Source organism: Saccharothrix sp. ALI-22-I, from assembly GCF_001984175.1.
Classification (GTDB): Bacteria; Actinomycetota; Actinomycetes; order Mycobacteriales; family Pseudonocardiaceae; genus Actinosynnema.
On sequence record NZ_MTQP01000065.1, the window covers coordinates 54,275 to 68,890 of the forward strand.

Annotated in this window: 10 protein-coding genes; 2 read left to right on the top strand and 8 right to left on the bottom strand. The window is 70.1% G+C overall.

Features of this window, described 5'->3' with window-relative positions:
• The first annotated feature begins 6 nt into the window (after window positions 1-6).
• On the top strand, window positions 7-1,638 hold the full coding sequence (locus ALI22I_RS27085) for a sulfatase (RefSeq protein WP_238598592.1): 1,632 nt from the start codon (window positions 7-9) through the stop codon (window positions 1,636-1,638).
• 89 nt (window positions 1,639-1,727) lie between these two features.
• Window positions 1,728-3,191, top strand: coding sequence for a serine hydrolase (locus ALI22I_RS27090; protein WP_077008375.1), 1,464 nt, complete (start codon window positions 1,728-1,730; stop codon window positions 3,189-3,191).
• A 149-nt stretch (window positions 3,192-3,340) separates the two neighbouring features.
• Here the strand turns inward: ALI22I_RS27090 and ALI22I_RS27095 are convergent, their stop codons facing one another.
• The 8 genes from ALI22I_RS27095 to ALI22I_RS27130 form a co-directional block, all read right to left on the bottom strand.
• Window positions 3,341-3,889, bottom strand: coding sequence for a nuclear transport factor 2 family protein (locus ALI22I_RS27095; RefSeq protein WP_077008376.1), 549 nt, complete (start codon window positions 3,887-3,889; stop codon window positions 3,341-3,343).
• Between the two features lie 104 nt (window positions 3,890-3,993).
• Window positions 3,994-6,135: a 1,4-alpha-glucan branching protein GlgB gene (gene glgB / locus ALI22I_RS27100; RefSeq protein WP_077008377.1), complete on the bottom strand. Its 2,142-nt coding sequence runs from the start codon at window positions 6,133-6,135 to the stop codon at window positions 3,994-3,996.
• Window positions 6,125-7,612: a maltokinase N-terminal cap-like domain-containing protein gene (locus ALI22I_RS27105; RefSeq protein WP_179118378.1), complete on the bottom strand. Its 1,488-nt coding sequence runs from the start codon at window positions 7,610-7,612 to the stop codon at window positions 6,125-6,127. The genes glgB and ALI22I_RS27105 overlap by 11 nt, the downstream gene beginning before the upstream one ends.
• Window positions 7,609-9,303, bottom strand: coding sequence for a maltose alpha-D-glucosyltransferase (treS, locus tag ALI22I_RS27110; protein WP_077008378.1), 1,695 nt, complete (start codon window positions 9,301-9,303; stop codon window positions 7,609-7,611). The genes ALI22I_RS27105 and treS overlap by 4 nt, the downstream gene beginning before the upstream one ends.
• The gene (locus ALI22I_RS27115) at window positions 9,300-11,270 is read right to left on the bottom strand and encodes a maltotransferase domain-containing protein (protein WP_077008379.1); all 1,971 of its coding nucleotides are present in this window, start codon (window positions 11,268-11,270) and stop codon (window positions 9,300-9,302) included. Before ALI22I_RS27115 ends, treS begins: the two co-directional genes overlap by 4 nt.
• Window positions 11,271-11,299: 29 nt before the next feature.
• Window positions 11,300-12,190 carry an ankyrin repeat domain-containing protein gene (locus tag ALI22I_RS27120; protein WP_083752040.1) on the bottom strand — a complete coding sequence of 297 codons (891 nt, stop codon included), beginning with the start codon at window positions 12,188-12,190 and terminating at the stop codon, window positions 11,300-11,302.
• 180 nt (window positions 12,191-12,370) lie between these two features.
• A complete protein-coding gene (locus ALI22I_RS27125; protein WP_077008381.1) occupies window positions 12,371-12,844 on the bottom strand; it encodes a nuclear transport factor 2 family protein in 474 nt (157 codons plus the stop codon).
• A gap of 188 nt (window positions 12,845-13,032) precedes the next feature.
• Window positions 13,033-14,448 carry an MFS transporter gene (locus ALI22I_RS27130; protein WP_083752041.1) on the bottom strand — a complete coding sequence of 472 codons (1,416 nt, stop codon included), beginning with the start codon at window positions 14,446-14,448 and terminating at the stop codon, window positions 13,033-13,035.
• Between the last annotated feature and the right edge of the window lie 168 nt (window positions 14,449-14,616).

Genomic DNA, 14,616 nt, shown 5'->3' on the forward strand with positions numbered 1-14,616 from the left:
GACGGCATGGCCGAGGGTGTTGTGGATCATCGCGTCCGTCGGGTCGTGGCGATCGTCCTGACCGTCCTGGCCGCCCTGTTCGTGTCGTTCGCGCTGGTCGTCCCCAGGGACTACGACCGGTTCGCGCTCGTCGAGTTCCTGCGCATCCCGGTGGAAGGGCTGCTCGCCGTGGTGCTGGTGCTCGTGCTGCCCGAACGCGCGCGACGCGTCGTCGCGCTGGTCGGCGGGCTCGGGCTCGGGGTGCTGCTCGTGGTGAAGGTGCTGGACATCGGCTTCGAGGAGGTGCTCGACCGGCCGTTCGACCTGGTGCTCGACTGGCCGTTGCTGACGCCCGCGATCGACTACGTGGACGTGACCTCGGGGCGGTTCGCGGCGATCGCGGTGGTGGTGTCGGCGGTGTTGCTGGCGGTCGTGGTGGTGTTCCTGATGACACGGTCCGCGCTGCGGCTGACCGGAGTGGTGGGTCGTCACCGGCCCGTGGTCACGCGTGTGGTCGCGGTGCTCGCGGTCGTGTGGATCTCGGTCGCCGCGCCGGGGCTGGAGGTCGCGCCGGGTGTGCCGATCGCGTCGCACAGCACGGCGGAGTTCGTCTACGACCACGCCCGTCAGGTGCGGGCCGGTCTGCGTGACAAGGAGCAGTTCGCGGCGGAGGCGGCCGTGGACGCGTTCCGCGACACCCCGGCCGACCAGATGCTGACCGCTTTGCGCGGCAAGGACGTCGTCCTGGCGTTCGTGGAGAGCTACGGGCGTTCAGCGGTGGAGCACCCCGAGATGGGTCCGAAAGTGGGCGCGATGCTCGACGAGGGCACGCGGCGGCTGGCCGAGGCCGGGTACGGCTCGCGCAGCGCGTTCCTCACCTCGCCGACGGCGGGCGGCGGCAGTTGGCTCGCCCAGGCCACCCTGCTGTCCGGCCTGTGGATCGACAACCAGCAGCGCTACCGCACCCTGCTGGCCAGCGACCGGTTGACGCTGGGCGGCGCGTTCCGGCACGCGGGCTGGCGTTCGGTGGGCGTCATGCCGGGCATCGTCAAGACCTGGCCGGAGGGCGAGTTCTTCGACTACAACCGGATCTACGCGTTCGACGACCTCGGCTACCGGGGGCCCCGGTTCGGCTACACGACCATGCCCGACCAGTACACGATGTCGATGTTCCAGCGCAAAGAGCGCGATGCCGAACACGATCCGGTGATGGCGGCGATCCCGCTGCTGTCCAGCCACGCGCCGTGGTCGCCCCAGGCGTCGACGATCGAGTGGGACGAGGTCGGTGACGGCTCGGTGTACAACTCGATGCAGTCGGGCGAGGCCCCGATGGAGGACATCTTCGGCCGTGACCCCTCGGTGGTGCGGGCCGACTACGCGCGGTCCGTCGAGTACTCGGTGAACACGCTCGTGTCCTACGTCGAGAACTACGGCGACGACGACCTCGTGCTGGTGTTCCTGGGTGACCACCAGCCCGCCCAGTTCGTGACGGGCGCGGACGCGAGCCGGGACGTGCCGATCACGATCGTGACCCGTGACAAGGCCGTGCTGGACCGGACCGCTGACTGGGGCTGGAACGACGGCCTCAAGCCCGGTCCGCAGGCCCCAGTCAGCCCGATGAACGCGTTCCGTGACCAGTTTCTGACGACGTTCCGCTAATGTCGGAATTTCCCGGGGGCCAGTCACCCATCCGCCACGAATGCACTACGGTCGGTGGCTGCAGACAGATCCACTTTCGGGGGAGCTCTATGAGGTTTTTCCGACGTAGGCTGCTGACCGCCACCGCTCTGGTCGGAGCGACGACGCTGGTCAGCGCCATGACGACGGTGTCGACGGCGAGCGCCGGCGACGATGTGAGCGCTCGCCTCGCCGAGTCGCTGCGGCAGGCCGTGGTCGCGCAGGACTTCAAGGACGTCATCGACCTGACGCCGCCGGAGCAGATGACGGCGTCGTCCGGGGAGGGCACGTCCCGGGCGGGCACGTCCCGCGCCGGCGCGCCGGAGAAGTACGACTCGGTGCCCGCCGAGGAGATGGCCGCCGAGCTGTCGGCCTCGTCGAGCGCCGCCGCCGGCCGGCCGATCCACCAGATGCCGAACATGGACCTCGCGGTGATCGAGCTGGACAGCTACGGCCGGCCGATCGCGATGGCCGACGTGCTGCTCAGCCCGCAGTACCCGAACGGCGTCGTGGTGCCGCTGAACAAGCGGAAGCTGTCCACCGACCAGGTGCGCTACCGGTGGTGGGACGACACCGAGTGGGACGTCAACGGCGGCCAGGGCACCGTTGACGTGCTCGCCGGCCGGGAGAAGGCGCCCATCGACTTCTCCTCGCCGTACCCGGCCTCGGTGCTGAAGCTGATGGTGGGCTTCGGCGTGCTGCGGCTGGCCGACGCGGGTCGGGTGAACCTCGACGCCGTCTACGACTACCAGCCGGTGACGATCAACCCGGCGTGCGGCGGCGCGTCCAGCAAGGTGATCCGGCAGCACTTCGACGAGATGATCACCAAGTCGCAGAACGAGTCGACCTGCGCGCTGATCAAGATGATCCACGACCTGGGCGCGTGGAACGAGGTCAACCAGATGTTCGTGGACCTCGGCATGCCGACGCTGATGGTGACCGGGACCAACCCGGGCAACGGCGGCCGGTGGATCGGGTCGAACATGAGCAGCATCGACACCGCGAAGCTGCTCCTGCTGGTCAACGGCGGCTACGGCACGCTGTGGACGACCGACGCGGGCAAGTCGGTCACCCGCAACGAGCTGAGCGCGTCGTCGCGTCGCCAGTTCCTGAAGTCGCTGGGCGACCAGGGCCACAACGAGATGCTGTCCACCACCAACCACTGCGGGCGCGACTACCCGGTCCAGGGCATCCCGCAGGTCACGCCGTCGCGCTGGGTCAAGGCCGACGGCACGATGACCGTCGGTGCGGCCGTGTACGACAGCGACGTGCGCCCGTGCGACGCCGTCGCCGAGGTGACCTTCGGTCACAAGACCGGCTGGGTCGACACGACCGGTAGTGACGCGGGCATCGTGAAGTCGTTGCCGGGCAAGAAGAAGCGCAACTACATCGTGGTCGCGTTCTCCAACCTGGGCACCGACTACGTCGACACCTACCGCCCCGCCGACCGGCCCGGCGTCTTCCCGGTGCTGTACACCGAGAAGTACGCCAAGCTGGGTGCGGCCGTGGACCGGATCGTCACTTCGCTGCGCTGATAGTCGTTCTTCCGCGATCGCCCGTCGGCTTCCGAGCCGGCGGGCGATTTCTTTGCCGGAACGTCCAGACGGCCGCCGACCCGGCGACGTGGTCGCGCGGGCAGGAGGCGTGACCTGCCCGCGCGACGACGCGCGATGACGTGACGACGTCAGCGGCCGTCGAGGCGGTCGGGGATTCGGGCCAGTTTGTAGGTCTTCCAGAAGAACTGGTCGGCGGCGTGCTGGTCGGAGGCGTAGTTGACGGCTTCCACGATGCGCCGGCCGCGGATGCGGAACGCCAGGGCCCAGGTGATGTCCAAGCCCACCGGGGTGGTGCTCCAACCGCGGTGCAGGTCGACGACCCAGTCGCCGTCGGCGGCCAGGAAGATCGTCTCCGCGCGGAAGCCGGCTTTGCCGAGTTGGGCGAAGAACGCCACCACCTCCTCGACGCCGACCTTGGTGCCGGACAGGGGGTGGTGGCCGGGGATGGTCCAGCGGATGTCGTTGGCGAAGAACCGGCGCAGTTTGTTCAGGTCACCCGACCCGTAGGCGGCGTAGTAGTCCTTGATCAGCTTGACGTTCGGGTGGTCTTGGCTGCCCGGGGTGGCGGTGGCGGTACCGGCGCCGAGCAACGAGCCTGCCGCCACCCCCACCGCGGTCAACCCGAAACCGCGCAGCAGATCGGCACGGGACACGCCTGCAGGGTCTTCCGTCGTCATGCTCACTCCTGGTTGAGGGGTCACGAATCCCATCGGGGTATGGGAATTCGTTGACACCCCGACCGTATGGTCGCCGAGCGTGACAGGTCCAATACTTGCCGCGATTACACATCCGTATAGGTATCGGGCATCAGCCACAAAACGCCCATCGGCGGCAGGGTGAGCACCGCCGAAGCGGGTTGACCCTGGTACGGCACCTCCTCCGCGACCACCTCGCCGAGGTTGCCCACCCCGGACCCGCCGTAGTCGCCGCCGTCCGTGTTGACGGCCTCACGCCACCGGCCCGCCTTCGGGAGCCCGATGCGGTAATCCGGACGCGGCACGCCGGCGAAGTTCGCCACGCACGCCACCACGTCACCTTGCGATTCACCGTGCCGGAGGAACGCGAACACCAGGTCCGACCCGTGCACCCAGGTGAACCCGTCCGGGCTGGTGTCCCGGCTGTGCAGGGCGGGCGTGGACCGGTAGACCCGGTTCAGGTCCGCCACCAGCCGCCGCACGCCCGAGTGCGCCGGCGCGTCCAGCAGGTGCCAGTCCAGCCCGAACTCCGACCACTCCTCCCGCTGCCCGAACTCCCCGCCCATGAACAGCAGCTGCTTGCCCGGGTGCGCCCACATGAACGCGAACAACGACCGCAGCGACGCCGCCTTGTTCCAGTCGTCCCCCGGCATCCGCCGCCACAACGACCCCTTGCCGTGCACGACCTCGTCGTGCGACAGCGGCAGCACGAAGTTCTCACTCCACGCGTAGCTCAACGAGAACGTGATCTCGTCCTGGCGCGGCCCGCGATCGACCGGTTCCAGCCCGAAGAACCGCAGGTCGTCGTGCATCCAGCCCATGTTCCACTTGAACCCGAACCCCAACCCGTCGTGGTCGGTCGGCCGGGTCACGCCGGGCCAGGTGGTGGACTCCTCGGCGATCATCACGACCCCGGGGTGGTGCTTGTAGACGGTCGCGTTCAACTCCTGGAGGAACCGCACCGCCTCCAGGTTCTCCCGTCCACCGTGGACGTTCGGCTCCCACGCGCCCTCGGGCCGCGAGTAGTCCAGGTACAGCATGGACGCCACCGCGTCCACCCGCAGCCCGTCGACGTGGAACTCCTCCACCCAGTACAGGGCGTTGGCCACCAGGAAGTTGCGCACCTCGGGCCGCCCGAAGTCGAACACGTACGTGCCCCAGTCCGGGTGCTCGCCGCGCCGGGGGTCGGGGTGCTCGTACAGCGCGGTCCCGTCGAACCGCGCCAACGCCCACTCGTCACGCGGGAAGTGCGCCGGCACCCAGTCCACGATCACGCCGATACCGCGCTGGTGCAGCGCGTCCACGAAATACCGGAAATCGTCCGGCGAACCGAACCGCGAGGTCGGCGCGTAGTACGACGTCACCTGGTAGCCCCACGACCCGCCGTACGGGTGCTCGGCCACCGGCAGCAGCTCCACGTGCGTGAACCCGAGCTCGGTGACGTAGTCGGCCAGCTCGACGGCCAACTCCCGGTACCCCAACCCCGGCCGCCACGACCCCAAGTGCACCTCGTACACCGAAACCGGTGCACGCGACCAGTCGGTCGCCGACCGCGCGGCCAACCAGGAATCGTCGCCCCACTCGTGGACGGACGTGTGCACCACCGACTCCGGCAACCGGGCCGCGAACGCCATCGGGTCGGCCTTCTCGCGCCACACCCCGTCCGCACCGAGCACCCGGAACCGGTACTCCGCGCCCGCCGCCACACCCGGTACGAACAGCTCCCACACCCCGGCGTCCAGCCGCCGCATCGGCAACCCGAACACCTGCACGCCCGACGCGTGAGGCGCCCACACCGCGAAGGCCGTGCCGGACACACCCCCCAGCGAACGGGGGTGCGCGCCCAGCACCTCCCACAACCGCTCGTGCCGTCCCTCGCCGATCAGGTACAGGTCCAGCTCACCGACCGTGGGCAGCCACCGGTACGGGTCGTCCACCAGCTCGATCCGGTCGGCGGACACCACCTCGAACCGGTAGTCCGCCAACCGCACCGGCACCACACCGGAGAACAGCCCGTCCCGCAACCGCCCCAACCCGAACCGCTCACCGGCCGAGGTCACCACCGTCACCTCGGCCGCGCCGGGTTGCAGCGCACGCACCACCGCACCGGCGGGCCGTGGATGCGCGCCCAACACCTGGTGCGGGTTCGCGTGGGTTCCGGCGAGCAGCCGGTCCACCGCGTCCGGGTCCGGCGCCCCGAGGTCCACAACGGACAGTTCAACGGTCATCGTCGGCCTCCTGGCCCACCAGCCGCCGCACCGCGCGCAGCGGGATGTCGACCCAGTCGGGCCGGTTGCGGGTCTCGTACACCGTCTCGTAGACGGCCTTCTCCAGCTCGAACGCGGTCAGCAGCGGACCGGTGGGGTCGAACCCGGCCACCTCCGCGTACCCCGCGATGAACGCCGAGCGGTTGTGCGTGGTCCACTGCCGGGCCCGCCGGCGCAGCTCCGGCGCCGGGTTGAACAGCCGCAACTGGTGCTGCGCCGCGTAGTCCAGCGACCGCAACATGCCCGCGATGTCCCGCAACGGCGACTGCAACGCGACCCGTTCCGCGATCGGCGCGGCCGGCTCACCCTCGAAGTCGATGAGCAACCAGGTCGACGGCGTCCGCAACGCCTGCCCGAGGTGCAGGTCACCGTGCACCCGCTGCACCGGCACCCTGCTCGGCACCCCGCCAGGCAACCCGCCCGTCGCTCGACCTGGCATCCCACCTGGCACCGAAGCGACTGCGGCGAACGCGGCCCGCAAGCGGTCGGCGTGCGGTGCCAACTCCGGCACCACCGCCAGCGCCGACTCCAGGTGCGCCGTCATCCCGTCGCTCAACGACCGCGCGTCGACCACGTCCGTGCCCAGTTCCCGCGCCAGATCGGCGTGCACCGCGGCCACCGCGCCGCCCAGCCGCCGCGCCTCGGCGGCGAAATCGGCACCGGCGTCGGTCGGCGGTGCGGCGGTGTCGCCGAACAGGTCCCGGACGCTGGTCATCGCCATCGCCCAGCCCTCGGCCGCGTTCGCCGCAAACGCTTGCAGCATGCCGAACGTGGCGGGCGCGCCGTCCACCGAACCCTCGACCGCGCCGAGCAGCGTGGCGATGTGCCGCGACCGGGCCCGGCGCAGCGCGCGGTGCGCCTCCAGGTCCGGGTTCAGCCCCGCCGCGACCCGCCGGTACAGCTTGAGGATGTACCGGTCGGCGTACACGATCGAGGTGTTCGACTGTTCGGCCCCGATCGGCCGGCCGACCAGCCCGCGCCGACTCGACCCGGTGAACGACGGCTCCGGCGTGAACGAAAGATCACCCCGCCGCGCCCGCTGCCCGATCAGCTGCAACAACACGGAGTTCAGCTCGGCATCACCGGTCGCGTCGTACACGACGCACCCGTCGAACCCGGCCAGCACGGCGGGCGCCAGCTGGTCCGGCAACGTGGAGCGCACGCCGATCGGCACCTGGTACCGCTCGGCCGGGCCGCCGTCGGCGAACCGCACCGACGCCACGACCAGCAGCCCCAGCGGACCGCCGGACGCGCGCCGGTCGACCAGTTCGGTGGTCTGCTCGACGTCGACACCGTCGACCGGGCGGCCCTTCCCACCGAACCAGCGCTGCCACGGCAACCAGGCGGCCAGGGCGCGCTCCAGCCGGGGCCGCAGGTCTGCCGTCGGCGGAGCCGACGGTTCGGCCGGAAGCGGGGCCGACGATCGGACCGGGGTCATCGGACTTCTCCCATGCGGTGGATGGCGAACCAGTAGAAACCGTGACCCGGCAGGGTCAGCCGGTACGGGTCGGACTCGATCGGCGCGAACACCACGCCGCCGGTGAGCTCCACCGGCAGGCTGCCCGCGAAATCGGACAGGTCGAACTCGGCCTGCTGCGGGAACCGCGACAGGTTGTTCACGCACAGCACGGTGTCGTCACCGTGCACCCGCAGGTACGCCAGCACGCTGGGGTTCGCGCAGGTCAGCTCGGTGAACGTGCCCAGCCCGAACGCCGGGTGCGCGCGCCGCACGGCCAGCACCCGCCGGGTCCAGTGCAGCAACGACGACGTGGTGCCCAGCTGCGCCTCGACGTTGACGCCCTGGTAGCCGTACACCGGGTCGGCGATCGCGGGCAGGTACAGCCGGCCCGGATCGGAGGACGAGAACCCGGCGTTGCGGTCCGGCGTCCACTGCATCGGCGTGCGCACGCCGTCGCGGTCGCCGAGCCAGATGTTGTCGCCCATGCCGATCTCGTCGCCGTAGTACAGCACCGGCGAGCCGGGCAGCGACAACAGCAGCGCGGTGAACAGCTCCTGCTGGTTGCGGTCGTTCTCCAGCAACGGCGCCAGCCGTCGTCTGATGCCGATGTTCGCCTTCATCCGCGGGTCTTTCGCGTACTCGGCGTACATGTAGTCGCGTTCCTCGTCGGTCACCATTTCGAGCGTCAGCTCGTCGTGGTTGCGCAGGAAGATGCCCCACTGCGCGCGCTCCGGGATCGCCGGCGTCTGGGCCAGGATCTCCGAGATCGGAATCCGGGACTCCCGCCGCACGGCCATGAAGATGCGTGGCATCAACGGGAAGTGGAACGCCATGTGGCACTCGTCGCCGCCGACCGCCGGGTCGCCGAAGTACTCGACCACGTCCGCGGGCCACTGGTTGGCCTCGGCGAGCAGCACCCGGCCCGGGTACTCGTCGTCCACGACCTTGCGGCACAGCCTCAGGAACTCGTGCGTCTTCGGCAGGTTCTCGCCGTTCGTGCCCTCCTCCTCGAACAGGTAGGGCACCGCGTCCAGCCGGAACCCGTCGATGCCGAGGTCCAGCCAGAACCGCAGGACGTCGAGCATGGCTTCCTGCACGGCCGGGTTCTCGTAGTTCAGGTCCGGCTGGTGGGAGAAGAACCGGTGCCAGTAGAACTGGCCGCGCACCGGGTCGTAGGTCCAGTTCGACGTCTCGGTGTCGATGAAGATGATCCGCGCGTCGGCGTACTTCTGGTCGTCGTCGTTCCACACGTAGTAGTCGCCGTACGGCCCGTCCGGGTCTTCCCGTGAAGCCTGGAACCACGGGTGCGCGTCGCTGGTGTGGTTCATCACCAGGTCGGTGACGACCCGGATGCCCCGGCGGTGCGCCTCGTCCAGCAGGTGCACGAAGTCCTCGACGGTGCCGAACTCCGGCAGCACGGCCCGGAAATCGCTGATGTCGTAACCGCCGTCGCGCAGCGGCGAGGCGTAGAACGGCGGCAGCCACAGGCAGTCCACGCCGAGCCACTCCAGGTAGTCCAGCTTGGCCGCCAGCCCGCGCAGGTCGCCCGTGCCGTCGTTGTTGTCGTCGTTGAACGCCCGGACCAGGACCTCGTAGAAGACAGCCCGCTTGTACCACTCGTTGTCGACGGGCATTGCCTGGGCTTTTTGGACATGAGCGCGCTTGGTCACACTTCCCCCACCGAGACGATGTGCGCGACCGCCCGCTGCGGGTCGAGCTTGACGTAGTTGGACCGGCCCCAGTCGAAGACCTCGCCGGTGACCTCGTCCCGGGCCGCGAACCGGGCGCCGTCCGGCAGGCCCAGCGCGGCCAGGTCGAGCGTGACCGTGCCGTCCTGCGGCCGGTCGGGGTCGAGGGTGACCACGCACACGACCGCGCGCCCGGTGTCCGGGTCGGTCTTCGAGTACGCGATCAGGTTGTCGTTGTCGACCTGGTGGAACCGCAGCGTGCGCAGCTGCCGCAACGCCGGGTGGGCGCGCCGGATGCGGTTGAGCCGGGCCAGCCACGGCTGCAACGTGTCACCGGAGTAGTCCCTGGGCCGCAGCTCGTACTTCTCCGAGTCCAGGTACTCCTCGCTGCCCTCGCGCACGGCCTGGTGCTCGAACAGCTCGTAGCCCGAGTACACGCCCCACGACGGCGACAGCGTCGCGGCCAGCGCCGCGCGCAGCGCGAACATGCCCGGCCCGCCGTGCTGCAACGACTCGTGCAGGATGTCCGGCGTGTTCACGAACAGGTTCGGCGTGCCCTCGTCGGCGTGCTCGACCAGGCTGCGGCCGAACTCCTCCAGCTCCTCCTTGGCGGTGCGCCAGGTGAAGTAGGTGTAGTGCTGGGTGAAACCGAGGCGGGACAGCCCGTGCACGCGCGCAGGCCGGGTGAACGACTCGGACAGGAACAGCACGTCCGGGTCGGTCTCCTTGACCTGCCAGATCAGCCAGTGCCAGAAGCCGGGCGGCTTGGTGTGCGGGTTGTCCACCCGGAAGATCCGCACGCCCTGTTCGATCCAGTGCCGCACCACCCGCAGCACCTCGGCGTACAGGCCCTGTGGCTCGTTGTCGAAGTTGAGCGGGTAGATGTCCTCGTAGCGCTTGGGCGGGTTCTCCGCGAACGCGATCGAGCCGTCCGGGCGGCTGGTGAACCACTCGGGGTGCTCGGTCACCCACGGGTGGTCGGGCGCGCACTGCAACGCCAGGTCCAGCGCGACCTCCAGGCCGTGGTCGTTGGCGCGGGACACGAAGTGCCGGAAGTCCTCCAGCGTGCCCAGCTCCGGGTGCACGGCGTCGTGGCCGCCGGCGCGTGAGCCGATGGCCCACGGCGAGCCGACGTCATCGGGCTCGGCGATCGTGGAGTTGTTGCGGCCCTTGCGGTTGACCTCGCCGATCGGGTGGATCGGCGGCAGGTACAGCACGTCGAAGCCCATGTCGGCGATGCGCGGCAGGTCCTTCTCCGCGGTGGTGAACGTGCCGTGCAACGGCTTGCCGTCGGCGTCCACGCCACCGGTGGAGCGCGGGAACAGCTCGTACCAGGCGGAGAACCGCGCCTTCTCGCGGTCCACCCAGATCTGGTGCGTCCGGCCACGGCTGACCAGCTCACGGACCGGGTTGGCGTACATGACGCGGTGCACCGCGTCGGACAGCGCGGGCTCGATCCGCTGCGCCAGGCCGTACTCGTGTTCGCGCAGGGTCGCCGCGGCGGCGCGCAGCAACGGCCGTTCGGCCCGCCGGCGCAACCGGCGCGCGGCCCGGTCCAGCAGCCGTGCCCCCGCTTCCAGGTCGTTGGCCAGCTGTTCGGCGTCCTGCCCGGCGGCGAGCTTCGCCGTCACGGCGTGCCGCCACGTGGTCCACGGGTCGCTCCACGCGTCCACGCGGAAGGTCCACATGCCCTCGCGGTCCGGGACCACGGTGGCGTGCCACCGGTCCAGCCCCGCCTGCGCGGGAACCATCCGGATCTCGGTGCCGGCCTTCCCCGGCGCACCCTGATCACCCGGACCCCGCCACACCACCGTCGCGGCGACCGCGTCGTGGCCCTCCCGCCACACGGTCGCGACTACCGGCACGTGCTCGCCGACGACGGCCTTCGCCGGGTGGCGGCCCGAGCTGACCTCGGGGGTGACGTCGTCGACCACCAACCGCCCGCTCATTTCAGCCCTCCCTCGATTCGTCGTGCGGCTCACGCGAAGAGCGCACTCACGACTTCCGCCGCGAGTAGTTCGCGCGCCAGGTCCAGCGGGCTGCGGCCGAGGTGGTCGACCAGGTCCGCGCGGGCGCCGGCGGCCAGCAGCACGCGGGCGGCCTCGGCGTTGCCGTGCCGGACCGCGATGTGCAGCGGCGTCTGGCCCGTGGTGGCCACCGGGGCGTCCACGATGGAGCCGGCGCGGAGCAGAGCGGTCACCACCTCGGTGCTGCCGTGCTCGGCGGCCTTGTGCAGCGCGGTCTGCCCGGAGCGTTCGGTGACCAGCACGTCCGCGCCACCGCTGAGCAGCGTGCGGACCGTCGTGTCGTCACCGCGGGCGGCGGCGGCGTGGAGCGCGGTCAGACCGGTCCGCTCGTCGTGCCGGTTCGGGTCGCCGCCGAAGGACAGCAGGTCGCGCACCTCGTCCACGTCACCGGCGACGGCGGCGGCGTGCAGGCGCTGCTCGCGGTCCGCGTTGAACGCGCTGATCTCGCCGTTCGGGTCGAAGTAGACCTTCCAGTGGGCGATCTTGCCCTGGTCGGACAGGACCAGCCGGTGCATGTCCTCGATCTCGAAAAGCACCTTCGTACGGGTGTGCCTGCCCTTGGTGTAGACGACCGCGCAGGCCGTGTTGCCGTCCACGAACAGGCCGCGCAGGCCGTAGTCCAGCACCTCGGTGGTCTCGTTGCGGATGCGGAACGCCTCGGCGACTTCGTTCAAACCGACGTGCGTGCCCAGGTACGGGATGACCGCGTTCCACTGGTCCTGTGGCAGTTCGAGCACCACGGACGGGGACAGGCCGGCCATGATCCCGGCCGCGTCCCCGCGTCCGATGGCACCGAACCAGTCCTCCACGATCTTGCGGGTGTCCATACGCCTGTTGTTCATGTTGATTGCCTTTCAGCGGTGGGAGATCTCCCTGCTCCCAGGCTGACAGCGATCCACATCGGACACGAGGAACGGGCGGCGACTGCGGCAACATGCCGAAGAAGCACGGAACCCCGCCGCACGCCTTCGTGAGGCGTGGGCGGGGTTCCGTCGTGCGATCGATCTACGAGGCCACGGAGCCTACGAGGAGTAGCGGCCGACGACGTCCTGGATGAGCCCGTCGCGGACCAGGTACTCGTAGTAGAAGATCTCCGTGCCGCCGTAACCGGTGGAGTAGTCGTAGTCGACGCGGTAGCGGTTGCCCTCCCACTTCTCACCGGTGACCTTGTACTCGCCGCCCGGCTTGATCACCTCGGGGTTGATGAAGCGGTCCATGATGTCCTTGCGGGACGGGTAGATCCGGCCCACGCTGTCGAACCGGGCGTTCTCGGCGAACGTGGCCGCGACCGCGTCCGAGTTGCCCGCGTTGGCCGCCTCCATGAACCGTTTCGCCAGTTCCGGCGCTGCGGCGCGGTCGGCGTCCGAGAGCGGTGCGGCCTCCGCGCTCGCCGCGACGGCGCTGAGTGTCTGCTCGTCCTCGGGGCTGGGATTCGAAGTCGCGCACGCCGCCGTGACGACGAGCGCTAACGCGGCCAGGCCGATCCGTCGGTACATGTCGCATCCTCACTTGGTAACGGTGTGTCGGTGGGAAGAGGGAATACCGTCCGGCCCGGAGGTCTGAGGACCTCCGGGCCGAAGGCCGGGTTCGGTGCACGCGGACGGGAGACCCGCTTGCACCCACACCCCTCGCACCTCGACCTGGGGGGGCGGTAGAGGCGACGCGGGGCTCCCGAGCCGGGTGGTCAGGTGCGCCGCGTGCCTCGCATCAGCGCGATGATGAACGCGATGCCGACCACGATCGCGCCGATCGAGGCCAAGTAGGCCGTGTGGTAGCCGCTGAGCACGTCCTGCGGTTCGCCGGTGGTGGTGACCGTCGCGGCGAGCGTGACCAGGGCGGCCACCCCGACGCTGCCGCCGAGCTGCTGCGCGGTGACGTTCAGACCGCCGGCGACGCCGTGCTCGTGCTGCGGGACGCCGGTCAGCGACGCGGCGGTCAGGCCGGCGAACGCGACGCCCTGGCCGACGCTCATGACCAGCACGGCCGGGAAGACGTGCAGCCAGTAGTTGCCGTCCAGCGGGGTGAGCGCCCACAACCCGACACCGCCCGCGATCAGCAGCAGGCCGGTGATCAGCAACGGGCGCTGGCCGACCTTCGCCATCACGCGGCCCGCGATGTTCGCGCTGACGACCACCGTGATGCCCATGGGCAGGATCGCCAGACCGGACTGGAGTGGCGTGTAGCCGAGCAGTCCTTGCAGGTAGAGCGGTGCGAAGAAGAGCACGCCGAGCACGGCGGTGAAGAAGACGACGGCCGCGATGGTGGCCGCCGAGACCGAGGGCACCCGGAAGATGCTCAGCTGGAGGAGCGGGTTCGCCGCCCGGCGCTCCCAGAACACGAAGCCGACCAGCAGGATGACGGACAGGGCGAGCGGGCCCAGCGTGAGCGGGTCGGTCCAGCTGCTGTGGCTGGCCTGGCTCAGACCGAGGACCGCGAGCAGCAGACCGCCGGTGACCGAGGTGGCGCCGACGATGTCCAGCTTCTCCGGCTTCCGGCGGCTCGCCGGGAGCACCGACTTGATCGCGCCGAGCACGGCGATCCCGATGATGACGTTGAACACGAACACGGCCCGCCAGCTGAACAGGTCGGTGAGCACACCGCCGATCACCACGCCCGCGCTGAAGCTGGAAGCGCCGACACTCGTGTAGACGGCGAGCGCCTTGTTGCGGCGCGGGCCTTCCGGGAACAGTTCGGTGAGCAACGCGAGAGAGGCGGGGCCGGAGAGCGCGGCGCCGACGCCCTGGAGCGCGCGGGCGACCATCAGCACTTCGGCTTCAGGGGCGATCGCGGCCACGATCGTGGCGACGGTGAACAGGCCGACGCCGAACGTGAAGACGCGGCGCCGGCCGAGCACGTCGGCCGCCCGTCCGCCGAAGAGCAGGAATCCCGCGAACGTGACCGCGTAGGAGGTCATCGTCCACTGCAGACCGTTGCTGCCGATGCCGAGGTCCTGGCCGATGACCGGGAGCGCGGCGTTGACCACGGCGACGCTGCTGGTGTCCAGCGCGAGTGCGGCGGCCAACACGATGACGGCGAGCCACTTGGGCTCGGGATCGGACTTGGGTATGCCGGTGCCGACCGGGTCGACGTGGGTTGACATGTGGTGCTCCAAGGTTTTCGGCACGGCGGCAGGACGCCGTGCGGGAGACGGTGAGGTGTGCCCGCTCAGCCGGTGGCGGGCACGGTGCCGCGCACGCCTGCCGGCGCGAACCGGTGGGCTCGTCCTGCCGCGGTCCCGGCGGGGTGGCCGCCGTCGCGCTGGAGGAGC